Raw genomic sequence first — 24,086 nt, 5'->3', positions numbered from 1 at the left:
TGAATATTGAATCCAATATTCAATATTCCATAATGTTTTTAGAAAGCGCTTCCCGGAAATAATGATGTTGATAATTTTAAGGAGGTTTTATAAGATGAAAAACGCCATGCAAAAGTTTTTTCTCCTTTCATTTACCCTATTGTTTGCATTTTTACTGTCTGCATGCGGCCAACAACAAAGCAACGGTTCCGATTCAGACGGCATTCAAGAGATGACAATTAAAATATCGCATGTCGTTGCAGAAAACACTCCGAAACATCAAGGTGCAATGGCAATGAAAGAATATATTGAAACAAACTCTGATGGAAAAATTAAAGTTCAAGTTTTTCCGAACAGCCAACTTTTTGGGGATAAAGATGAGTTTCAAAACCTTGTAGCAAACAATGTGCAATTTATCATTCCGGATATGACAAAACTTGTTGCAAATGACCCCGCATTTAACATTGTTGCAATGCCATTTTTATTTAAAGATGATCAGGCTGCTATCAAATTCTGGGATGGGGAAAAGGGTCAAGAAATTATGAAACGGCTTGAAGATGAAGGTGCAATCGGTTTGAAAATGTGGCCAAACGGTGCCAAACATATCACAAATAATGTAAGACCCATTGAAAAACCTGAAGATTTAAAAGGGTTAAAAATCCGTTCCCAAGGCGGAAAAGTCCTTGAGAAACTTTATGAAACGCTGGGTGTTGGCGTAACTTCCATACCATTCGGAGAACTTTACACGGCTCTGCAACAAAAAACGGTTGACGGGCAGGAAAATACTTTCAGTAATATCGAATCAAAAAAGTTCGATGAAGTTCAAAAATATGTAACTGTTATGGGTCATACACGGGTCGACTACTTATTGATGACAAATACAAAATTTTGGAAAGGATTAAATGAAGAGACTAAAAAAATCATCGAAAACGGTATTAAAGTAGGTACCGAAAAAGCCCGTGTTTCTGCTACCAAACTTAACGAAGAATCATTTAATAAAATTAAGGAACGCGGAAACACTGAAATCATTGAACTTACTGATGAAGAAATCGAAGCATTTAAAGCAAAGCTGAAGCCAATTTACGATGAATTCAAAGATGTGGTTGGTGAAGAATTTATTGAAGCTGCTTTGAATTCATGACATCGTGCATATTATATGAAACGAACGATTTACCGTTCACTGAAGAATCTATCCTTTGGATGGCCAGCCACACACTTTTTTGTTTCGGTTGCGTCCAACGAGACTCCAGCAATAGGCGCAATTTGTCGATTGTCAATTTAAACTTAACCGCTTTCCGTTGTCCAGAAAATGTGGTTCCAGTTCAGGACTTAACCTCATTTCCAAATTTCCATCCTAATTGAAGGACAAAATGGTTCCTTCTTTTTTGTTGAACCGGCAGGGATATTATCCGAATAACTTTTTCCCAAGGACATCTTAAAATCGTTTGATTGTTTTTCAACTACCATGCAAATAGTGTTAGATGAACAAAAAAAGAGCCTGCAGATGAATGTTGTCTGCAGGCTTGAAATGGAAAAACGTATTACATAATTTTTTATTTTCGGAAAAATTCGTCATATAGCGCTTGAACGGCTTTTTTCTCATCCTTTCCTTTCACACCGAACATCATACTCACTTCAGACGATCCTTGGTTGATCATTTCGATGTTCACGCCGTTTTTAGCGAGTGCCGTTGCTGCGCGAGCCATTGTCCCGACATTTTGCCGCATTCCTTCGCCAACAATCATGATCACCGCTAAATCATAAGCTACTTGCACATTATCGACATCCAATTCTTTTTTGATCCGCTCTACAACTTTTCGTTCTGTTTCCGAATCAAACTGATCCTGACGCAAAATGACGGAAATGTCATCAATTCCAGAAGGGGTATGCTCATAAGATAGTCCAAAGTCTTCCAAAATTTGCAATAACCTTCTGCCAAAGCCGATCTCTCTGTTCATTAAGTATTTGTTGACATAAATGCTGCAAAAACCGGTATCACTTGCAATACCGACAACCGGGCCGTTTGTATGCGACCGTTCATGGACAATTTTGGTGCCGGGAGCTTGCGGATTATTCGTATTTTTAATGTTTACAGGGATTCCCGCACGAAAAGCAGGAATTAATGCTTCATCATGGAAAACTGCAAAACCTGCATAAGACAATTCGCGCATTTCTTTATAGGTGAGCTCGCGAATTTCTTTTGGATTTTCCACATAATTCGGATTCACGGCATAAACGGCGTCAACATCCGTGAAGTTTTCGTAAACATCAGCTCCCACTCCGTTTGCCAAAATCGAACCAGTGATATCGGAACCGCCGCGGGAAAAAGTGACAATTTCCCCATTTTTCGAATAGCCGAAAAATCCCGGGACGATTAAAATGCCGGAGCGGTCGCGAAGCTTTTTCAAATTATCATATGTTTCCGGAAGAACTTGCGCGTTGCCGGGCTCATCGCTTACAATCAGCCCTGCTTCCTTCGGATTAACATAATGAGCTTCAACGCCTTTCGACTGAAAATATGCCGTAATAAGCTTTGCATTATTATCTTCGCCGCTCGATTTAACAGCATCCATAAACCGATCCGGGTTGGAGCGGTCGCCGTGCAATATTTCCAACAAATCAGAGGAAATTTTATCGACAATGTCTGCTGAAAGGCTCAAATCATTGGCAATTTCTTTATATCGTTCGACAACGGCAAAAAATGATTCTTTTCCATCGCCGTTCTTTAAATAATCTTCACCGCACTTAATCAATAAGTCGGTTACTTTCACGTCCTCTTTATATCTTTTTCCCGGCGCAGATACGACAACAATCTTTCGTTCAGGGTCTTGAGCGACGATATGAAACACTTTTTCAATCTGCCGGCCAGAAGCTACTGAAGTTCCACCAAATTTTACAACTTTCATATTCACTACAACCCCTACCAATAAATTTAACAATATTTTATAAAATTCCATATAAATCTTATTATCCCTTTTCATGCTGATTGTTGCAATAGTTTTTTCAGTGTCGAAATGTGCATTACCTCTAAACTCTTGGTTCTTCATGAGCAGCGTCAACAGTTCGTTTCTTATTGACAACCCTTCTTCTATGACTTAAAAAAGAATCAAGTCTTCAAGAAGAATAATGGATCTTGTTTCAATCTACTTGACCTATTATGGTTGGAATACGTTTGATGTTTCTAACGCTCAAAGATAAAACTCGCCGCTTTTGCTTTGTTCAGTTGGAACATTTTCCGATAATTTTTTTAGCGGCAACATCAGTGTCAAAGGTTGAGAAATTGCCCAAAACGGTGGATTGGTTTAGGTTATAAATCATATAAATCTCGGATGTTGTCGCATAATGATTTTATAATGGCAACAGCTTATTTTGACAACTGGGGACGCACGCCCCTTTTAAGCCTTGGAAATCTCATAAAGTAAGTGATGAGATTTAGGAATTTTTTCAAATGTCACGACTGGAGCTTCCGAAATCGTCATCCATTTCCATATGCTTTACACTTCTTTTCAATTCGGAATTTAACGATGGACTCCCATTTCAAATTGATTAATTCAAACAAAGAATGATTTTTTTCTAGCAGCCAAAGCCGATAATGATTATAATAATGATTATTGATTTGATCAAAGAAGGGAATACGAATCATATCAGGTGCTTTGTAATTATCGAACTTTCATTCCTTGTCATGTACCTGTTAGAGAGGTGAAACATCATGAATCAATCGAAAGGCAGTATGGAGGCTGAAATCAGCAAAGCATTAACAAAATGGGAAAAAGATTTTCTTGGTCGCGGATCCGTATCAGTCAAAACGGATATTTTGCGGGATATGATTATTGTATCGCTGCAAGGTATTCTAACCCCTGCTGAATATGCCCTCTGCGAGTCTAAAGAAGGGATGTTGTCTGTAAAACAAATCCGCTCCAGTTTAGTCGAATCCGGGGTTGATGAACTGAAAAAAATGATTTTTCAAATTACAGAAGAACAAGTAAAAAGTTTCCATACGGACCTTAGTACTCAAACAGGAGAGCGAATTATGGTGTTTAAATTGTTTCAAAATTTGGAAAAGAAACTCCTTAAATAAACGAAAACGCATTTTTCTATAAATCTCTAAAAAAATACGTGCAATGTTGAAAACGATGATGTATAATGAAAACAACTTTTTTTGAAAAAAATTTGAGAGAATTGCCAAAGTCGGCAGACCTTCAAAAAACCTACGGAATCTATTAGTAGGTTCGTTGAAGGTAAACCGACAATAGGAAAACTGAAACGGGAGATCTAAGCCAATAGAAGTTGGCTTTAGGTAAACCGGCTATTGTCATTTTTAGGCAAAAGGCAGTCATTTTCTTGAAAAAGGCTGTTTTGCTTAGAATGACATAGCCGGTTTTTTTCTTTCAAGAGGAGGAACCTGATTTGCAAGAAATGTTGGTTTTCGGATGGCTGGCAGCATTGATGATCGTGCTCATAAGCGCATTGATTTATCTGCATCCTCGTGTGCCCGACTGGTATGTGCATGTTCACGTCGGCCTGCTTCTTTTGCCGGTTGCTTCGGCATTCTTCGGGTGGATTTATTCTGGCGCGGAAATAAAAACCGGACCATGGCGGCTCGACACGACTAGCTGGATGATGGCGGTCTATATTTCAACACTCGGCTTTATCATCCAGCGGTTTTCCATTCGATATTTGCATGGGGATCGGGTCTATCGGCTATATTTTCTATTCTTGACATGGACAACCGGTTCTGCCGCCAGCACTTGGATGACTGATGATCTACGCCTGTTTAGCATTTGTTGGGCGATGCCTCTTTTCGGTCTTGTCTTTTTGACGGCTTTAAAAAAAGAATGGCGGCCGGCAAAAGTTGAAGCGGTGCAAATGGGAACGATGTTTTTCATTTCTTGCCTTGCGGTATGTGCAGTGTCTGTCTGGTTGTTTCATGCAACTGGGGGGTGGAAGTTATCGGCCGTTTTATCAACGGATAAGTTGGCTCATCTTGAATGGTGGGAGACAGCAGGAATCAGCTTGCTGCTTATTTTGGCGGCCATCATTCCTGCCGGGCAGTGGCCTTTCCACCGTTGGCTGCTTGAATCTGCGGTAACGCCGACGCCAGTTTCGGCTGTGATGCACGCCGGTCTTGTCAATGCCGGAGGACTTTTGCTTTGGCATTTCTCACCGTTGTTTACGGATGGAGTCACACACGCTCTCCTTCTTCTCACAGCGTTTATTTCTGTCATGATCGGTACCGGCGTCAGTTTCGTTCAAGTGGATTATAAACGGCAACTGGTTGCCTCAACGATGGCACAAATGGGTATGATGCTTATTCAATGTGCATTAGGCGCTTACGAGGCGGCAGTCATTCATCTTATTTTGCACGGCTTATTTAAAGCGACTTTATTTTTACAGTCCGGATCGGCTGTTCCCCGTCCGGGACATTCGGCACAAACATTGGTGCACAAAAAAGGGCATAGGTTTGTCGGTACGATGCTTGGCTTGGCACTTGGATTCGGCTTCTGGTCCGTTTCGCCGGAAGAGCCGGCGCGCCTATTGAGCGCTTTGCTTCTTGGTTCGTCCATGACGATTGCATGGAGCAGATTTGCGCTTTTCAGAGAAGGTCGATGGCTTGGATTGGCACTTGCAGCGATTCTGGCATTTATTTCAGAAGAAGTGCGCAGCGGACTAATGGCAATGCTCCATAAAGCAGAGGCTTCTCACTTTGCGCCTCCGCTTGCCCTTGAATGGTTTGCATTCATTCTGTTTATTGTTTTCTCATTGGCGTTAACACAGTTCTTTAAACACCGTTCTTCCGGTGTTGCTGCCCGAATTTATATGCGGCTTGTCCATTTTAGTGAGCCTAGTCTGCCTGCAGTTGAACGGCATCCCCTTTATTTGCATGCATATATGAAGGAGGAGATAACCCATGAGTAAAACAGTGATTTCACTTGAACGTCCTGAAGAGCAAAGTAAACGAAATAAGAAAGATGTGTCCCGCTCTATTCTTCAGCTCGTCGAACAGGCATGCGATGCAATTGCTCCCCTTTGGCCGATTTCAACGTTCATTGCACGGCATCCGTGGATGAAACTTGAACATATGCCGTTTACCGAAGTAGCCGAGCATTTCCAACAATCCCAGCATGTTCACCTGTATCCGACAATGCCGGTTGTACGAAAAGCTCTCTCTAGAGGCGAAATCGATTCCTCCTTCGTTGAAAAACAGCTGGAGAACTGGCTTTCCAAGCAGTCTCTACCCGTTCATCGCCACAAAGCGGAACAGTTGTGCCGTGCCCTTTTGTGGAACGAAACCGTACCACATGAATGGTTAGATTCATCAGAACTGAACGAGCTGGCGGAGGAAATAGCCGAGTGGATCGGTTCCACAAATGCAGCGGTGGTGAAACCGATTAGCGCCCGCATGAAAAAGCTAGACGAACGGCTTGATCAACAAATGATCAAATGGTGCAAACTGTATTTGGATGAAAATCAGGCAGCATGGGCAATGCCCTTCCGGGAACAGGGATTTTATCCTGCTTGGCAGAAACTTATCCAAAACGATCCGGCTCTTTCAAAAAATGAGCGAAAACGCCTTGCTGACTGGCCGGAAGATGCGGAAACAGCACTGTTGTTTTCACTGTCGCTGCTTGATATAGACGATGAAAAGGCGAAAGACTATTTAGAATCTCATCTTCTTGCATTGCCGGGATGGGCCGGCATGTTAAAGTGGCGTTCTCAGCAAAGTGGAGAAGGCCTCCAACTGTTAGTTGATTATTTGGCCATTCGTCTTTCGTTAGAATGGGCATTTGTCTCCCCTTACTTGCCGCTGGAACAGGAGAAAAAGGCTGACGTTTCAAGTTTACTTCCCCTTTTGGCCGCATGGATCCATTGGGGAGGAATATCTGTGGATGAGTGGAGGCAATTGTCGAAAGATGAAATGACATCCTGTTTATTGTTTGCCGACCGGTTTTGGCGGATCAATCGTTATCACCTTTGGCTCGAGGCGTGGGAAGAGACGTACGAATCCCGACTGCAAGAAAAAATTGCATCCCGTCCATACACTGGACAAAAAGAGCAGGCCGCCGTCCAGCTTCTTTTTTGCATTGATGTCCGTTCCGAGCCCTTTCGCCGTCATTTAGAGGAAGCCGGTCCATTTGAAACGTACGGCTGCGCAGGATTTTTCGGCTTGCCGATTCTAACACGTGAACTTGACAGTGACCATACCCATCCTTCTTGTCCTGTGATCATTGAGCCGCAGCATGAAATTTACGAATCTGCACGAGATGATGTTTCAAAATTCCGTCGCCGGCTCAATGTATATCAGTTCATCGGGGACACTTTTAAAAAAATGAAAAAACATGCATTAGCGAATTTATTGCTTCCGGAGATGAGCGGCCCATGGCTTGGTTTGCATACGATTGCACGAAGCATTGCCCCTAGATGGTCGGGCCATTTTCTCCAGCAAGCTGAAAAAACAGCTGAACGGAAGCCGCCAACAAACTTGTCATTGCATTATGAAAAATCTTCTTCACCATCCGGTTTGCCCATCGGGTTTACAACAGAAGAACAAGTTCAGTACGTAAAACAATTGTTATCAAATATCGGGTTAACATCGTCTTTTGCCCCCCTTGTCGTTGTCTGCGGTCATGAAAGTATGACAACGAATAACCCGTATGCCTCCTCCCTTGATTGCGGGGCGTGCGGCGGAACAGCCGGAGCTTTTAATGCCCGCGTGTTTGCAAGCCTATGTAACTTGCAGGAAGTAAGAGAAGGACTGGTGAAGGAAGGGATCCTCATTCCAGATGAAACCGTATTTGTGGCAGCGGAACATATCACAACGGTCGACGAACTCTACTTACTCGATTTGCCAACCTTATCGAAAAGGGCAGAGCAGTCACTCCGTTTACTAAAAGGAAAGCTAGAAGAAGTGAAACGGAAAGCAAACGCCGAACGGCTGGCGAATCTCCCTCGCACCGGCAAGTCGAAAAATCCGGTGACTGAGGCGAGCCGCCGTTCCGTCGATTGGAGCGAAATCCGTCCTGAATGGGGATTGGCTGGAAACGCAGCCTTTATTATCGGCCGCAGGACGCTTACAAAACATTGCCATTTAGACGGAAAAGTGTTTTTACACAGCTATGACTGGCGAAAAGACCAATCCGGCGAAGCACTTGAAAATATCATCTCCGGTCCTGCTACGGTCGGGCAATGGATCAATTTGCAATATTACGCATCAACCGTTGCACCGCATTATTACGGAAGCGGCAGCAAAACGACGCAGACGGTTACAGGTGGATTCGGGGTGATGCAAGGGAATGGGAGCGACTTGCTTTCCGGTCTTCCGTGGCAGTCGGTTGCTTCTTCCGACGGGGAGCTGTTCCATTCCCCCCTTCGTTTGCTCTTGATCATTGAAGCGCCGCGCTTCTATATCGAGCGGCTGCTCCGGGACAATCCCTTTTTCCGTCAAAAAGTGAAAAACGGATGGCTCCGTCTTTCTTCTATTGAACCTGAAACAGGGGCTTGGCTGAAATGGAAGTTTGATAGGATTCATGACGAGTTTTATACCGAACCCAATTTGAAGTGACCCTTGTGGAGTAGCAAGAATAAAAAGCGATTGAAGCAGTATTAAACCGTTGATGGTTGTCAAGTGGACATATTTGTCGTACAGGAACCATGATCGAAAAAAGTACAGATTGGAACACTCTTCCTTAAATTCTCCGGAGAAGTTTTCTATATTTTTCTAAAACAATCTTGGGTTCATTTTGCAGTTATATTGACTTGATGAACCCGTGATCACTATGTAAGAGGAAGCCGTCTACTCTCCATTCTTTTTTGTAAATGTTAAAGCAAAACATGACGTTATCAAAAAGTTGTGAAGTGAAAATCAGGCTGTCGGAGAGTTTCCCGACAGCCTTTACCGTTAGTTAGAATCTTTATTCATTCGCCGCTAAAGCTGTAGTTGGCAACCATGTTCATCCCAAATAAAGGTAGACAAACTGTTGTTTGTATAGAAAAGCTTGTTCTGGAAAATCTTCTTTTTTCCTCTTTTTAAAAGAAAAAGGATAAAATCCCTTTTGCACTGATAGCGGGTGACCTTTGGTTGATCCTATCGTTTTTTCAATGTCCTTTCCAAAAGCGAATCTTTAGCAAATCTTCGTTAATTTCATGATTTTCTTTCAGCAATTTCAACCGTTTTGACATGAAACCCGTCCATGTCTAGAATTTTAAACGAATAATGATCAAAATCAATTTCATCTCCGACTTTCGCATCCATTTTTTGGGTTAAAATCCACCCCCCAATGGTATCAACATCGGCCTCTTTAATCTGGAGGCCAAAAATATCATTGACTTCCTCAATTAAAACTTTTCCATCGACAACTGTTTTTGAATCAGTAATTTTTTTAATTTGCGGAGTTTCATCCGCATCGAATTCATCGCGAATTTCCCCGACAATTTCTTCCAAAATATCTTCAACTGTCACTAGACCTGCCGTCCCGCCGTATTCGTCAATTAAAATGGCCATATGAATGCGTTCCATTTGCATCTTAACCAACAGGTCATGGATCGGAATCGTTTCAATGACATGAATGACTGGCCGCACATATTCACCCACCGTTTTTTCTCCTTGGATTCCTTTGACATAGTCGGTGAGCACCTCCTTCATGTTTACGATTCCGATCATATTATCTTTATCGCCGTTAAATACGGGATAGCGCGTATAATGCTCCTCCATGACAATCTCAATGCAGTCTTTTAATTTCATGTCTTTATCAAAAGCAACAATTTCTGTTCTTGGAACCATGATTTCTTTTGCAATGCGGTTGTCAAACTCAAAAATGTTGTTGACATATTTATATTCCGACTGGTTGATTTCCCCGCTTTTATAGCTTTCAGACAAAATAATGCGCAATTCTTCTTCCGAATGGGCAATTTCATGCTCTTGTGCCGGCTTGAGGCCAAACAAACCCGTCAAAAGCCTCGCAGCGCCGTTTAAAATCTTAATAAACGGTTTCATGACTTTGTCGAACAAAATGAGCGGACGGGCAAAAAGCAGCGTGATATGTTCTGCTTTTTGTATGGCGAATGTTTTCGGCGCCAATTCCCCGACAACAACATGCAAAAACGTCACAACGGAAAAGGCGATAACGAAAGACAAAACGGTTGTCACTGAGGTCGGAAGCTGAAAGTAAACAAAAATTGGATGCAACAAATGTTCGACCGTAGATTCACCAATCCAGCCCAATCCTAAAGAGGTGATGGTAATTCCAAGCTGACAAGCTGACAAATATTCATCTAAATTGGAAATAACCTTTTTGGCTGCGATCGCTTGTTTATTTCCTTCCGAAATAAGCTGATCGATTCTTGAAGTGCGGACTTTGACAATAGCGAATTCTGATGCCACAAAAAAACCTGATAGGGCAATTAAAAAGGCCACTATAAGCAAATTAAAAATTTCCAAATATCTCCCTTACCGTTTCTAAACAGTAAGGAATACACCTCCTGTAATCTTTCTTTTATTTAGTACTTTCCTAAAAGAGAATATGATTAATAAAAAATTACCAGCAACGCCTTCACCAAATTGGCGCTTTGCTTAGACAATTTTTCCATTATGATGGCGCGCTGTTTCCCGTTCATATGATCCATCAATTGCTGCATGTCTTTTATTTCTTTTTCAAGATTTTGCATAATTTGGGCAATATGTTCGACATGCATTTCCAAGCTTTGATTTGAAAGTGTTTTTGATTGCATCATGTCGATGACATCTTTAATTTCATTAAGCGGGCAGTTCATTTTTTTATACCGCTTCACCAATTCAATCGCTTCAACCGCCTCTTCATCATACAGGCGATAATTGGAATCAGTGCGCCGTGGATGCAACAAGCCGATCTTCGTATAATAATCGATCGTTCGTTTTGACACGTTCGTTCTTTCGGCTAACTCTCCAATTCTATAATACTTCCCAATACATTCACCCCTGTTTATAGAATTATTTTTAATTTACAAAAAATTAACCGTACAGTCAACGTTTTAGTTTTGGAAAACAAGCAAAAAACTTTTCATTTATGTCTAACTTACTTTCACAGTTTGATTTTTAGTTCAAGGCCTATTTAGGAACTGTTTCAAAAATAAATTTCATTTTGTAAAAAATTGGTTAGCAAAATGAAAGTCACCAAAATACAGGAAACAAGTTAATAGTTTGGGCTCATGATTTTCGAACCCTCATTTTGTATTAAGTTGGAAAAAATGCCCGCCTGCCGCCTTGGCAATGTCTTCAATTCTGCTTGGATCAAAGGAGATTAAAAAACATGTGGCAGGTCCGGCCGATTTTGCTACATCAATTTCTGTTGAAGTGATTTGGCAATAATCTAACTTGTTTTCTTCACAAAGCTTTTTCCATTCATATTGAATTCCTTTTGAGCCGATCGGAACGATTTCAAATACATACGGCAATTCTAATAGTTTTTTTATGATTGGCAGAGGCCCGATTTCATGTTTTTTTTCGATTACTTCGCCTCCGCACAGCGGTTTTCCGATGCAGGCAAATTTCGCATGGCTTGGCGTTTTCCGAACCTTGATGTCTGCTCTTCTCACCTTCCCAATGACTATGATGCCAAAAGCGGACTGAACCATCTTGAAATTGCTTTCTGTGCTTCCGGTTATGGGAATCGGTTCGCACTTAAGTTCCGAGAAAAGGGTTTCACAGCCTTTTTTTAAATGAATCCATTCGTCTTCACCGATGAGATTTTGCATGACAATGGCAAGCGGCTTTGCCCCCACTGTTAAACATTCGGATAAAGCTACTCTTAAACCATAATAAGCGACCGTTTCATAATCAACTTTGACGTAATCAAACATTTTTTGTCCCACACCGCCGGAATTGTCAGCGGCAATCACAAGATCTTCATCATTTGATATCGGAATCATGATAACGTCTCTCATGGCGGTGAACCTCTCTTTGTTTTTCTAAAACAGGAAAAAGTTTTACGGTTACTGCATGACCAATCATTAAATTGATGGCTGTACCGATGACCAATCCCGGCAACACTCCGAAATAAAAGCCTTTCCCGATCAAAAAGGAAAAAGGAACGGCAGCTAAAAAACCATTGACGATAAAAAAGAAAACGGCTGCTGCGTATTTGTTTTTTCTGTAAATCACCCCAAATGCCCAAACGAGCAAAAACATTTCGACTGCAATCATTGCATGAAACGCTCCTAACGGAAAACCAGCGAGATAGCTTGACATGATATGACCAAAGAAAGCCGCAACTGCTCCCGCAACCGGCCCTAATACGACAGCGGCCACAAGGGCTGGAAATGAATCAAGGGCAACACTCGAAATATACGCGGGGATTTTAATAAATGCTCCGACAACGGAAAGTGCAATAAACATTATCAAATACGCATATTGTTTCATTCTGTTCCCTCTTTCTTTTTAATTGCGCAATCTTCCCATTAATATAACGAATGAAAGAAGTTTAACCGTACTTTTATTTTAATCTTTCACTGATTCCATACCAAATGATATCAACGCGTCCTGCTTTCGCAATCAATTGTTGAAGGCAGCTCCCGCATACATCCCGCCACTTGCGTTCCAATGGGTCAATTGGAACAACGCCTTTTGTCATATCATTGGCAATAATAATGACTGTTCCTCTCTTTTTTACTTCCCACTCACGCCAGTTGAAAATCATCTTTTCCCACTTTTTTTGCCAGTCCGACGATTGATCGATCAGATGAAAAATATATTGTTCAATTCCTTCAATGACCGTTATTTTTTGAAAATGCTCCGTCTCATAAATTTCAGATATTTTGGCATTATTCACGTAGCCGCAAAACCATTTGCAAGCGCCGGATTGCAGCCGGTAATGCTCTTTCACCCATTTTCTTTTTCCGTTGAACGCTCCGCCGACAACAACATGCACCGCTTTCCCCTCCTTACATCTGTCCGCTTTCCTGTCAATGAACAATACGCTCCATGATCCAAGCGCCATTGCCAATATGATGATCCTTCGGGTCCATACCGATAAAGGATCTCGCGAATGACGCCGTCATGAGTGATCATTGCAATGTGGGAAATGGTTTCATCAAAAAAATAGGTGACCGTCTTTTCCCAGCCTCTTTTGACCCTTTCTGAAAAGGTTGGATACGATTCTCCGTTTGGCACTTCAAGATGCAGCATATCGCGAAGCCAGCTTTGATAGCGGGCATCTCCTTTCAGTTCGGAATAGGTTTTCTGTTCCCAATCGCCGAAATTCATTTCCCTAAGTTCTTTTAAGGCAACGAATTTTTGTTTTGGGTAAATGATGCCGGCCGTTTCTGCGGCGCGTTGCAAATCGCTTGCTATTACCAGATCAGGAGCTTTTGGATAATGGCTTTTTTCCAAAGCTTTTTTTCCTTCTTCACACAGCGCTTCATCCGTCCAGCCGATATAGCGTTTTTGTCTATTTGCTTCTGTCAACCCATGACGTATAAGAGTAACAACCACGTTACCATCCATAAAACTGTCTCACTCCCTTCAATCACTGCTCCAAAGGAATCTCCTGTTAAGCCGCCGAACGATTGAAGGAAAAACCGGCGGGCGTACATATAAAGAAAAATAGACGATAAGGCCATCAAAAGATAAACGGCTGGTAAACCCGGGATCATGGGGACGGCGATGAAAAAACATAACAAATAACCGATCAGAACGGCGAAATCTTTTTTGGCAAGCGTTTTAGCAAACAAGTACCCAAGCCCTTCCCGTTTCGCCATTCCCGGACCATCAATCATTAGAGCGCAAACGATGAGACGGGAAAAAAACGGAATGAACACAGCAAACCAAAAATTGTCGATTGCCCCGATGATTTCCGCCATAAACAAAAAGCGAAAAGCTAACAAAAACAGCAGCGCCAACACCCCAAACGTTCCCACTCTGGGATCTTCCATAATCTTCAGCCTTTTTTCCTTGTCGCGATAAGAAAAATAGGCATCCGCTGTATCTGTAAAACCGTCAAGATGAATGCCGCCCGTTATCGCCACAAAATAGAATAAAAGAAAAAGAGCGCAAGCCCAATTGGACAATGGTGTCCAAAATTTTGCCATATAGATGATCAAACTGCCTATCAAACCGATGAAAGCCCCGATCATCGGCATACTTAACACCGCAAATTTGAGCCGTTTCTCATCTATTGCAAACTCCTTTTGAACCGGAATGATCGTGAAAAACTGGAGCGCAAGAAAAAAACCCTCCATTATTTGTCTGGCCGTTCTCATTTCATTTCCCCCACGATTGAATGATGTTGAGCAAATCATCCATATGAATATGGTTTTGGGCATGTCGGGCAATCTGTTCATACTTTTTTGTTTTTTCCTTTTTCAACCATTTTACTTGCTTTTTTTCAAGTCCTTTCCGGTCTCGAATCCTGTTGAGCCATTCCGTGCGGAATTCGTCATTGAAAAAAATATGGTGGAAATATGTGCCAATCACCCTTCCAGAGTCGATCACTGCGCCATCCGTCCCGTCCGAAAGCTTGATAAAAGGCCGCACTGCTTGCGGAACAATCGGTTCGGTTACGCCTAAATGAATTTCATACCCTTCCACGAAAAACTGGGGAAAACCTGATTGCGGATGAATAATTCCTTTGTTCCGCACCGTTTTTTTCTCATGATAAAAAGTTGTGCCCACTGGGAGGATGTTGAATCCTTCTTCATAACGTCCTTTCACCCCTGTATCCGATCCGGCTTTATCATACAAGTATCTTGAAAGCATTTGATAACCGCCGCAAATGCCGATGATCGTTCCGCCCGTTTGGTTGTATGCTTTAATCTTTTGAGCCAAGCCGCTATTTTTCAATTGTTGCAGATCGTGAATCGTGCTTCTCGTTCCCGGAATCACGAGGGCATCCGGTTCGCCGAATTCATCCGGGCCGGACACAAGTCGGATGGAAACATCTTCTTCAAATAAAAACGGCTCAACGTCCGTATAATTGGATATATAGGGGAGCTTTACCACCGCAATGTCAATTTCTCTCCTGTTTTGGTTGGCAAATCGTTCGGTGAGCGACAAAGAATCTTCGCCTTCGATCATATGTCCGGAAACATAAGGAACCACCCCTAATACTTTGATGCCCGTCCGTTCCTCCAGCCATTGCACACCGGGTTGAAACAAGCTGAGATCCCCTCGGAATTTGTTGATGATAATCCCCTTTACCCGGCTACGTTCTTCTTCGGAAAAAAGTTCAAGCGTCCCGATAATGCTGGCAAACACGCCGCCCCGATCGATATCTGCTACCAGTATCACCGGAACGTCGGCCAGTTCGGCCACTTTCATGTTGACAAGTTCCCTGTCTTTCAAGTTGATTTCAACAGGACTTCCTGCCCCTTCCATCACGAGAAAATCATATTGTTCCGACAGCTTTTCCAGTGAAAGCTGAATCGCTTCCAGCCCTTTTAGATAAAATTTTTCCCGGTAATCTTGGCCGCCTAATGTTTCATAGCTTTTGCCAAGCAAGACGATTTCCGAAGTGCAATCGTTTTTCGGTTTCAATAAAATCGGATTCATATAGACGGAGGCCGCCGTGCCGGCGGCTTCTGCCTGAATTCCTTGAGCCCTGCCGATCTCCCTTCCATCCAATGTGACATATGAGTTGTTTGACATATTTTGTGATTTAAACGGAGCAACCTTGTAGCCAAGTTTGTGAAAAATAGCACAAAATGCCGTGGCAATGAAACTTTTGCCAACATCAGAAGCCGTTCCCTGAATCATGATCCCTTTCATTGTAGTTCTCCCTTCATAGCAACTGGAATGCCGAATTCCATTCTGACCGCCAAATCCGCACGTTCAACGATTTGTTGATGGAGATGGCCGAGAAGGCGAACATATTGGAACACTGCATTTGACCGCGCTGGAAATTCCCAGTTGACCTCATTGGAGACGATGCAAAATAGCTCGCAGCTTTTTTGCAGCTCAGAAAGACCACGGATGATTTTTTCCAACACATATTGGCGAAAAGAAGCGGTCTGCCATCGTTCACCATGTTGTTCATGAAAAAAAAGTTCGTTTGTCAACAATGTTGTTAAACAGTCCAACAGCACAAAATCATTTTTTTGCAGTTTTTCCGACAACTTGCCGACATCATTTGTCTGTTCAATTGCCAGCCATTTTTCTCTGCCTTGGGCTCTTTTTAGCTGGTGTTGCAATATTCGTTTTTTCATTTCTTCATCTGATGGAAATGAGGTTGCAATATAAACAAGGCGGTTTGCCTGATTCTTTTTAGCCGTCAAATAATATTCGGCCCACGAACTTTTCCCGCTTCTCACCCCGCCGGTCACAAAGATCAACACTTGTCCTTCCACTCCTTAAGCGCTAAAAGAAGCCGGTCGTTTTCTTCTTTTCTCTTAACCGCCAAACGAATGTATTTGCCGGACAGCCCGTTGAAATTGTATGTATGTCTAGGCACTATACCTCTTTCCAATAAAAAGCGGATCAAAGGCAGCATATCTTTTTTTGGCTGCTCTCTTAACAAATAAAAGTTGACAGAGCTGTCCGCCACCACAAAACCAAGTTCATGGAGTTGTTCAAACATTCGCTTCCGTTCATGCGAGATCATTCTTTTTGTTTTTTTGACATGGTCTTCGTCCTTTAATGCTTCTATTCCCGCCCTCTGCCCAATGGCGTTGACGCTCCAATGCACCTGAAATTTTTTTAGTCTCTGGATGACCGTTTCATCGGCAAGCAAAAAGCCGAGTCTTAAACCTGCAATGGCATACATTTTGGTCAAAGAACGCAAAATGATCACATTGGAAAAAGATGATAAACAATTCAGAATTGATACGTTTTCCAAGGCGAAATCATAGAATGCTTCGTCCAGAACGACAAACACGTGCTTCTTTTTGGCATCTTGAATGATTTCCAATAATGCTTCCCGGTTAAATACTTTGCCTGTCGGATTGTTGGGGTGGCAGAGGAAAAACGCTTTTTTCCCGGAAAGAGCCGCTGTTAGCTTCTCAACGTTCAACTCCCAATTGTCTTCCTCTTTTAAAACATAGGATGAAATCCGCCTTGAGAACGGTTCGCATGCTTTTCGGTATTCTGAAAATGCCGGTTCCACGATCAAAACGTCTTCATTTTGCAGCAAGGCGGCTGCAATGATAAAAATAAGTTCTGCGGCACCGTTTCCGATTAATATATTTTCAGGCGAAACATTTTCCTTTCCGGCAATTACCGCTCGCAATTCCGCCATATCAGGATCTGGATAATCGGCAACAAACGGAAAAAAGCGATCCCAGTTTTTGCGGATGCATTCAGGCGGGCCGAAAGGATTGATGTTGACGCTGAAATCGATGATGTTTTCCGGCATCCGGATGTTCAATGATTTATAAAGATAAGATGGATTGGCTCCATGTGATGGCAGCATCGAAGCATACACCTCCGATCATGAAAAATAGCAAGAAAAACCTGTCTGTTTTTTTCATAATATCAATAGCATCGTGAATATGTTTTGCTTCTAGCGAATAAACCCCGTCTCCCAATTTAGGGCGATTGGAAATTTTCCCTTGATAACGGTTGATTCCCCCTAATGATACACCCAGCAAAGCAGCCATGGCGCTTTCAAGAAATCCGCTGTTGGGGCTGGGGTGTTTGCGGGCATCCCTTTTCAGAATGGAAAAGCATTCCCGCTTTTGAATCCCTTTTGCCGGATGATTGACAAGTACCATGATGAAAGCTGTCAGACGGCTCGGAAGGTAATTCAACAAATCGTCCAGCTTGGCGGAAGCAAACCCGAATTCAGCGAACTTCTCGTTTTGATAGCCTACCATCGAATCCGCAGTATTGACGACCCTGTACAAAACCGCAAAAGGAGCTCCGCCGAACAGCGCCCAAAAAAGCGGAGCGGTAATGCCATCGCTCGTATTTTCCGCTACCGTTTCCACCGTTCCCCGAACGATTTCCGATTCTGGCAAATCTGCCGTATCGCGGCCGACAATCCATGACAGCTTTTCTCTTGCCGAAACGAGATTTTTTTGGCAAAGCGGTTCATAAACTGCCAAAGCTGCTTCCCGCAAACTTTTTTCCGCTATCATAAAAGAAATGATCACCGCTTCCGCAAAAATGCCCGCTGCTGGGTGAAGCCTAGAGAAAAATGACACAATTGAAAAAGCGGCCAGCATAAAAAATAAACCGACCAGCATGATCATCGCCATACCTTTTTCTTTCTTAAAGCGCCCTTTGTTGAAGCGCCGTTCGCAAAACGCAATAGACCAGCCAAACAAGCGGACGGGATGGGGGGCATTTTTCGGATCACCGATGATTTGATCGATCACAAACGCCAGCATGATCGCAATTACATGTTCTGTCATGTCCTTCCCCTTCTTTTTTTATTTAGCTGAATCGCTTGAATTGTACTCTCATATACCCCCCTGCCGATCAATCTTCCAAGTGTTGTGATCGTGCCAGCGTGCTGATGAAAAATGCCCTTTTGCGTGGCCGCCACTAATATGCTGTCTGTGGAAGTGCCTGTTGCAATCGTATTGGAGACAGGATCCAACACTTTTTCATCAGCCAGCGCCTTCGTTTTGGCTTCTGTTGCCGTCATCACACTTTCAATAAATGCTTGATCAGATAACCGTCCGTTTATCAAAACCCATGTATTGATCGTCCCTGAAGCTATGCCTTTCCGTTTTATACTATTTGCTGCATCCACTGCATTGGAAAGTCCTGCTGTCACAACAATGACAACGGAGACTCCTTCTGCTTCAAGCTCGCTGACTACCCCATCTTCCAAACAAGCCGCAGTCATCATGGCGACTGTTGCATGTTGATCAAACCCGTTTTTCTGCAGAAAATCGGCCATTTCCGAACGGCTGTCTTGACAATTGTAGCTTTTATCGACATGACGATTGACAAAAGTGCTGTGCCAGCCAAATCCTCCGCCTATAATGGCGGATGAAAGGGTTTTGAGCGGCGATGCCGCTTTTAAATAGATGAGTTCCTTCGTCTGAACAATGTCCTTTTTTGTCACTTTATATGTTTCTTCCTGTTTCTGTTCGGGTATAAGCAGCATTTGCGGGCGGGCAAGCTCCGGATGTGATTGTTTGACAATCGAAACACCATACACCTGTTCAATCGTTTTTTCGTTCATCACGACAGATGAATTATCAACGGCAACCGCTTTTCCATCTTTTAATAACAGCAGTTTGTCACAATAAAGGCTTGCTAAATTCAAATCATGAAAAATTGAGACAACCGTTAATCCATTTGATTGTGTCCAATTTTTTAACTGATCAAGCATGATTTTTTGATGGGAAATATCAAGATGGTTCGTGGGTTCATCCAATAAAAGCAAAACGGGGTTCTGTACAAGAGCCTGCGCTAAAAAAACCCTCTGTTTTTCCCCGCCGCTTAATTCATTGATCGCTTTATTTTTTAAGTGGGAAATATTCGTCTGCTCCATGGCCTTTTGGATGATTTGTTCATCTTCTCCCGTCAACCGCTTGAAGAAACCCGTTTGAAAAGGATAACGGCCGAGCGCCACTGTCTCCAAAACGGTATAATCGAACATTTGCGTCGGCAATTGCGGCAATGAAGCGATGTTTTGCGCCAATTTTTTCGGAGAATAAGCAGAAAGAGGTTTGCCGGCAAGCTCGATCGTCCCGCTTTTAACCGGAAGAATCCCGCTGATCATTTTTAATAGTGTCGTCTTTCCGCTCCCGTTTGGCCCCAAAATGCCAAATATTTCCCCTTTTTTTACTGAGAAGGAAAGGTTTTCGATAATCTTTCGCCCTTCATAGCCTCCCGAAATGTTCTTGACTTGCAGCATGTTACCCTCTTCTTTCCATTCTTTGTTTCATTAAAATAAAGGCAAAGCTGGGAGCGCCGATCAAAGCCGTGATCACACCGATCGGAAGTTCTGTCGGCGACACGATCGTTCTTGAAACGAGATCCGCCAAAATTAAAAAAGCGGCGCCAAGAATGGCGGACAAAGGGAGAAGATGGCGATAATCACTTCCCCATAGCAGCCTGTTTACATGTGGGATGACAAGACCGACAAACCCAATCGTTCCGCTGATGGCAACGGCCGCACCGGCTAAACAAGAGGATGATGCTAAAACAAACAGCTTTCTCCTTTTTACATGGACCCCAAGCTGCTGCGCCTTTTCTTCGCCAAAGGACAGAGCGTTTAATTCTGTTCCGTTTACAAAAATCAAAATGGACCCGATTAAAAAAAATGGCAAAAGCATCAATACGTATCCCCAGCCGCGCATCGCAACGCTTCCTAACAACCAGTTGACAATTTGTCGCAATTCTTCGCCTGTCAGGGCAATCATCAACGAAATGAAAGCACTTAAAAAGGAACTTAAAATAATTCCGGTCAGCACAATCGTTTCAATCCTCATCGTTTTTTCAATGAAATTGGCGAACAAAATCACAGCCAAAATCGTTAAAAAACCCGTAAAAATGCTGACAACCGGCAAAGTGAATGAGCCGAAAAAAGGAATTTGAATGCCGAAAAAAAGAACAAGTACAGCACCTAAAGAAGAACCTGATGAAACACCGAGCGTATAAGGATCTGCCAAAGGGTTTTGCAAAAGCCCTTGATAACAAGCTCCCGCCATTGCAAGCGAGGCTCCGACAAGTCCGGCTAAAACGACACGAGGAAGTCGAATATCAAGCACAATGCTTTTCATGCTTTCATCAATGTCCGGCGCCAAACCGATATGAAACAGTTGATTGAAAATTATTTGGAAAATATCCTTAAACGTGATGTGAAACGTTCCGATAGAAATTCCTAAAAAGACGGAAAAAATAAGAAAACAAGCGGTCGCCGTATAGGCGACCACATGTTTATTTTTTGTAGACATCCGGATAAATTGCTTTCGCAAGTTCTTCTACTCCTTCAACCAATCTTGGGCCTGGGCGGCTCACCAAGTCGGAATGCACATCGTAAACCCGTTTATTTTTCACCGCTGATACATTTTCCCATCCTTTGCGTGCCAACACCTGGTCAACAGCTTTATCGACGTAATAGCCGTATGTCGTCACAATGACGTCTGGGTTCAGTTTTACAACGGCTTCTTCCGTCATTTGCGGCCAGCCTTCTTGATCGCCCGCTGCATTTTTTGCTCCAATGATCGTTAGCATTTCATCCATAAACGTTCCTTTTCCAGTCGTATAGATTTGTGGTGCGGGATTCACTTCGACAAAAACAGACACTTTTTGATCATCCGGAATCGTTTTTCCTTTTTCTTGAATATCCGCCAGTTTCGTTTTCATCTCAGCCACAATATCTTCGGCTTTGTCACTTGTCCCTGTAATTTTGCCGATTGTCTGGATGGAGTCATACACTTTATCAAATGATTGGGCATCTTCGACTACAAAAACATTTATTCCCGCATCTTTCAGCTGCTTCAGCCCTTCCTGCGAGTTATGGGCGCTGGAAGCATGCGCTAAAACAAGATCCGGTTTTAAAGAAATAATTTTTTCAACATTAAATTCCATCCCGCCAACCTTTTCTTTGTTTTGAACATCTTCCGGATAGTTGTCATTATCACTTACACCGACAATTTGTTCACCCAACCCTAAAGCATAGGCAATTTCAGTATTGCTTGGAATTAGCGAAACAATCCGCTCCGGTTTTTCGTTTACCGTCACCTCATTTCCTAAACCGTCCTTGACCTTCACCGGAAATTGTGAAGCCGTCTCTTCCGTCTTTTGATTGCTTTTGTTTTCAGACGGCTCTGATGTATTTTGTTGGCCGCATCCAGCCGCAATTCCAAATAGAAGTAATAAGGCTAAAAATAGTGCAGATAGTTTTTTCATCATTTTCCTCCTCCAATAAAAAACATCTTCTTGAATTCGATAAGAAGATGTCTGAAAACGTACATATGTATTGTTTTCAAACACCTCCCTATCCGCGTAGGGTTTTAGGTGTGCTCAAACAGGCAGGTCTCCTGGCTCATGGTCATCGCTTCCTGGACCTTCCCGTTGAAACAGTGGTTTTCCCAGGTTGCTCCCATTCACAGTGGCGGGACCGCGTTGGATTTTCACCAAACTTCCCTTTTAAGCTGGCAGCTATGTGCCGGCACCTGTTTGCTTTTCGGTATAATGTTATGACGAAATGTATTATACATGATTTGATTGAATTCTGGTAGGAAGAAAATGCAAAAAATCGACAAATTGACCTAAATGTTTTGGATTTCGATACAGTTTTCGCTAAAAATAAAATTTTTTTGAACTTCCTTTCCATTACTTGAATAAAATATTGGCAGACAAGCGAATTGGATGTTTGAAAACGAAGGAGGATATTGCAGTGACAACCGTTCTTTTAGACCCTGGCCACGGAGGAAGCGATCCCGGCGCAACCTATAGAAATTATGAGGAAGAAGATTTTACGTTGACTATTGCCCTCTTGGCAAGACAACATTTACTTGAACATTACCAAGTCAACGTGCTCATGACGCGCACAGACGATCGAACAGTCGGTTTGTCAGAAAGATCATCCATGGCTAATCGAGAGAATGTTGATTTTTTCTGTTCCATTCATATTAATGCCGGCGGAGGAACAGGTTTTGAAAGCTATGTTTATAACGGAGGGGCCTCTCCAAGAACGATCCAATACCGGTCCGTCATCCATGATCAAATTATGAGCGTCATCGGTCCGAAATATAGCGTAAAGGATCGGGGCAAAAAAAGCGCCAATTTTCACGTATTAAGAGAAACAAAAATGCCTGCGGTTCTTTTGGAAACATTGTTTATTGACCATTCAAATGACATCAAACTTTTAACATCGTCTGACTTTATGAGCGACTATGCAGCAAGCTTAGCCGATGGAATCGGAAAAGCGCTTAATTTGCCCAGAAAGTCGACACGCACCACCCCAACCCCGCAGCCATCGCCAGCTGCAGGCAGCAGGATGTACAAAGTCATTGCCGGTTCCTTTAAAAACCGAGAAAATGCAGAAAAGCTCATAAATGAACTGAAAGGAAAAAATGTTGATAGTTTCCTTTCCGCTGCGATGGTGGACGGAACAAGTTATTTCCGCGTTCAAACAGGGGCATTTAAAAATTTGCAAAATGCAAAAGACCAGTTGGCAAGGCTTGTTCAATTAGGATACAAGGATGCATTTATATTAACCCCTGCAGAACAAGGAACGGCACAATCAGGGCAAAAGACAGATTCATCCCGTTCATCAACACCTCAACCGGAAACCCCTTCTCCCGATTCAAGGGATATCCCTATTTTAGGGGAAACGCTCGTATCGGGAACAATCTTGGATTTATATGTAGAAAAAACAAATCCTAGCGCACCTCAGCTGGGCGATTTGTATGAACAATTAAGCAAATCCTACGGAATTCGCGGCGACATCGCATTTGCACAAGCAATTCATGAAACAAACTATTTCCGTTTTACGGGAGTAGTCAATCGCAATCAAAACAATTTTGCCGGAATCGGAGCTACCGGTCCAAATGTTACAGGAGCAAGCTTTTCCACTCCGAGAGAAGGCGTTCTTGCCCATCTCCAACATTTATATGCATACGCCACAACGAAGCCTCTTCCAGCCGGGTTTCCCCTCGTCGATCCCAGATTTATTTATGTGGAACGAGGTTCTGCCCAGACCTGGAAAGATTTAAATGGGAAGTGGGCCGTCCCCGGCAGCCGTTACGGAGAAACGATTTTATCCATTTACCTTTCCATTTTGCAGTTTGCGACACAACAATTGAACGCTGCTCAATCAGCCGTAAGCAAACAAATATAACCTGAATTCCAAAAAGATGTTGTATAAAAATGAAAAGATTATCAAAAATACAAAGAGAGCCAACTTCCGGCTCTCTATTTTATTAAAATGCTTCCGGTTCAAACGTCTTGCAATCAGTTTCCTTTTGATTTTTTGCCGTTTTTCCTGAATGACTTACGACATAAATGGCATCAGCTGCACATTTATTCCCCTCCGCCCAATATTTGCAGTTATTTACCTCACACAAAACGTCTTGCGCCATGTTTGTCACCTCCCAGTAATATATTTTCCTTTGGAAAGTGTTTTGATACTTGTTGCGTCGTGAAATGTCCATGGCAATATTTCGAACCGCAAAGGCAATCGTTTTTGCATGTTTTGTTGGCTGTTTAATGAATTGATGATTTTCATGTCATTTTT

At 42.7% G+C, this 24,086-nt stretch carries 21 protein-coding genes and 1 riboswitch; of the genes, 5 read left to right on the top strand and 16 right to left on the bottom strand.

Features of this window, described 5'->3' with window-relative positions; all coding sequences use genetic code 11:
* Positions 1 to 94 precede the first annotated feature (94 nt).
* Entirely contained in the window at positions 95 to 1,120 is a 1,026-nt protein-coding gene (locus AC0KTX_RS01940; protein ID WP_474250545.1) for a DctP family TRAP transporter solute-binding subunit, read from the top strand.
* A 412-nt stretch (positions 1,121 to 1,532) separates the two neighbouring features.
* Here the strand turns inward: AC0KTX_RS01940 and AC0KTX_RS01935 are convergent, their stop codons facing one another.
* A complete protein-coding gene (locus tag AC0KTX_RS01935) occupies positions 1,533 to 2,885 on the bottom strand; it encodes an aspartate kinase (RefSeq protein WP_474250544.1) in 1,353 nt (450 codons plus the stop codon).
* An 803-nt stretch (positions 2,886 to 3,688) separates the two neighbouring features.
* Between AC0KTX_RS01935 and AC0KTX_RS01930 the strand changes: the two genes are divergently transcribed.
* From AC0KTX_RS01930 to AC0KTX_RS01920, 3 genes are all read left to right on the top strand, one after another.
* Positions 3,689 to 4,057 (top strand): Na-translocating system protein MpsC family protein, encoded by a 369-nt coding sequence (locus tag AC0KTX_RS01930; protein ID WP_474250543.1) that lies wholly within the window; start codon positions 3,689 to 3,691, stop codon positions 4,055 to 4,057.
* Positions 4,058 to 4,395: 338 nt separating this feature from the next.
* A complete protein-coding gene (locus AC0KTX_RS01925) occupies positions 4,396 to 5,895 on the top strand; it encodes an NADH dehydrogenase subunit 5 (RefSeq protein WP_474250615.1) in 1,500 nt (499 codons plus the stop codon).
* Complete coding sequence (locus AC0KTX_RS01920) at positions 5,888 to 8,539, top strand: DUF2309 domain-containing protein (protein ID WP_474250542.1); 2,652 nt, start codon at positions 5,888 to 5,890, stop codon at positions 8,537 to 8,539. Before AC0KTX_RS01925 ends, AC0KTX_RS01920 begins: the two co-directional genes overlap by 8 nt.
* 579 nt (positions 8,540 to 9,118) lie before the next feature.
* On the opposite strand, the gene AC0KTX_RS01915 is transcribed toward AC0KTX_RS01920, so the two are convergent.
* The 14 genes from AC0KTX_RS01915 to AC0KTX_RS01850 form a co-directional block, all read right to left on the bottom strand.
* Positions 9,119 to 10,414 carry a hemolysin family protein gene (locus tag AC0KTX_RS01915; protein ID WP_474250541.1) on the bottom strand — a complete coding sequence of 432 codons (1,296 nt, stop codon included), beginning with the start codon at positions 10,412 to 10,414 and terminating at the stop codon, positions 9,119 to 9,121.
* Between the two features lie 86 nt (positions 10,415 to 10,500).
* A complete protein-coding gene (locus AC0KTX_RS01910) occupies positions 10,501 to 10,902 on the bottom strand; it encodes a MerR family transcriptional regulator (RefSeq protein WP_474250614.1) in 402 nt (133 codons plus the stop codon).
* A 273-nt stretch (positions 10,903 to 11,175) separates the two neighbouring features.
* Positions 11,176 to 11,895 carry an AIR synthase related protein gene (locus tag AC0KTX_RS01905; protein WP_474250540.1) on the bottom strand — a complete coding sequence of 240 codons (720 nt, stop codon included), beginning with the start codon at positions 11,893 to 11,895 and terminating at the stop codon, positions 11,176 to 11,178.
* Positions 11,861 to 12,370 carry an ECF transporter S component gene (locus AC0KTX_RS01900; RefSeq protein ID WP_474250539.1) on the bottom strand — a complete coding sequence of 170 codons (510 nt, stop codon included), beginning with the start codon at positions 12,368 to 12,370 and terminating at the stop codon, positions 11,861 to 11,863. Before AC0KTX_RS01900 ends, AC0KTX_RS01905 begins: the two co-directional genes overlap by 35 nt.
* Before the next feature lie 73 nt (positions 12,371 to 12,443).
* Positions 12,444 to 12,878, bottom strand: coding sequence for a bifunctional adenosylcobinamide kinase/adenosylcobinamide-phosphate guanylyltransferase (locus AC0KTX_RS01895; protein WP_474250538.1), 435 nt, complete (start codon positions 12,876 to 12,878; stop codon positions 12,444 to 12,446).
* On the bottom strand, positions 12,830 to 13,453 hold the full coding sequence (locus AC0KTX_RS01890; protein WP_474250537.1) for a histidine phosphatase family protein: 624 nt from the start codon (positions 13,451 to 13,453) through the stop codon (positions 12,830 to 12,832). Before AC0KTX_RS01890 ends, AC0KTX_RS01895 begins: the two co-directional genes overlap by 49 nt.
* Positions 13,411 to 14,208 carry an adenosylcobinamide-GDP ribazoletransferase gene (cobS, locus tag AC0KTX_RS01885; protein WP_474250536.1) on the bottom strand — a complete coding sequence of 266 codons (798 nt, stop codon included), beginning with the start codon at positions 14,206 to 14,208 and terminating at the stop codon, positions 13,411 to 13,413. The genes AC0KTX_RS01890 and cobS overlap by 43 nt, the downstream gene beginning before the upstream one ends.
* A 1-nt stretch (position 14,209) precedes the next feature.
* Entirely contained in the window at positions 14,210 to 15,712 is a 1,503-nt protein-coding gene (locus AC0KTX_RS01880) for a cobyric acid synthase (RefSeq protein WP_474250535.1), read from the bottom strand.
* On the bottom strand, positions 15,709 to 16,278 hold the full coding sequence (locus AC0KTX_RS01875) for a bifunctional adenosylcobinamide kinase/adenosylcobinamide-phosphate guanylyltransferase (RefSeq protein ID WP_339194967.1): 570 nt from the start codon (positions 16,276 to 16,278) through the stop codon (positions 15,709 to 15,711). The genes AC0KTX_RS01880 and AC0KTX_RS01875 overlap by 4 nt, the downstream gene beginning before the upstream one ends.
* Positions 16,272 to 17,351: a threonine-phosphate decarboxylase CobD gene (gene cobD / locus AC0KTX_RS01870; RefSeq protein ID WP_474250534.1), complete on the bottom strand. Its 1,080-nt coding sequence runs from the start codon at positions 17,349 to 17,351 to the stop codon at positions 16,272 to 16,274. Before cobD ends, AC0KTX_RS01875 begins: the two co-directional genes overlap by 7 nt.
* The gene (cbiB, locus tag AC0KTX_RS01865; RefSeq protein WP_474250533.1) at positions 17,311 to 18,294 is read right to left on the bottom strand and encodes an adenosylcobinamide-phosphate synthase CbiB; all 984 of its coding nucleotides are present in this window, start codon (positions 18,292 to 18,294) and stop codon (positions 17,311 to 17,313) included. The genes cobD and cbiB overlap by 41 nt, the downstream gene beginning before the upstream one ends.
* Positions 18,291 to 19,754: an adenosylcobinamide amidohydrolase gene (locus tag AC0KTX_RS01860; protein ID WP_474250532.1), complete on the bottom strand. Its 1,464-nt coding sequence runs from the start codon at positions 19,752 to 19,754 to the stop codon at positions 18,291 to 18,293. Before AC0KTX_RS01860 ends, cbiB begins: the two co-directional genes overlap by 4 nt.
* Before the next feature lies 1 nt (position 19,755).
* Entirely contained in the window at positions 19,756 to 20,817 is a 1,062-nt protein-coding gene (locus AC0KTX_RS01855; RefSeq protein WP_474250531.1) for a FecCD family ABC transporter permease, read from the bottom strand.
* Positions 20,780 to 21,754, bottom strand: a complete 975-nt coding sequence (locus AC0KTX_RS01850) for an ABC transporter substrate-binding protein (RefSeq protein ID WP_063389407.1) — start codon at positions 21,752 to 21,754, stop codon at positions 20,780 to 20,782. Before AC0KTX_RS01850 ends, AC0KTX_RS01855 begins: the two co-directional genes overlap by 38 nt.
* 104 nt (positions 21,755 to 21,858) lie before the next feature.
* Positions 21,859 to 22,039: riboswitch (cobalamin riboswitch) on the bottom strand.
* A 205-nt stretch (positions 22,040 to 22,244) separates the two neighbouring features.
* Here AC0KTX_RS01850 and AC0KTX_RS01845 point away from each other — a divergent pair.
* The gene (locus tag AC0KTX_RS01845; protein ID WP_474250530.1) at positions 22,245 to 23,690 is read left to right on the top strand and encodes an N-acetylmuramoyl-L-alanine amidase; all 1,446 of its coding nucleotides are present in this window, start codon (positions 22,245 to 22,247) and stop codon (positions 23,688 to 23,690) included.
* 82 nt (positions 23,691 to 23,772) lie between these two features.
* Here AC0KTX_RS01845 and AC0KTX_RS01840 read toward each other — a convergent pair whose 3' ends face one another.
* Positions 23,773 to 23,931 (bottom strand): DUF1540 domain-containing protein, encoded by a 159-nt coding sequence (locus AC0KTX_RS01840; RefSeq protein ID WP_311067118.1) that lies wholly within the window; start codon positions 23,929 to 23,931, stop codon positions 23,773 to 23,775.
* Positions 23,932 to 24,086: the final 155 nt, after the last annotated feature.

It is taken from the genome of Aeribacillus sp. JST-2 (genome assembly GCF_056032925.1).
Note: the sequence above shows the minus strand (reverse complement) of the source record. Positions and strands in the feature narration are given on the sequence as shown.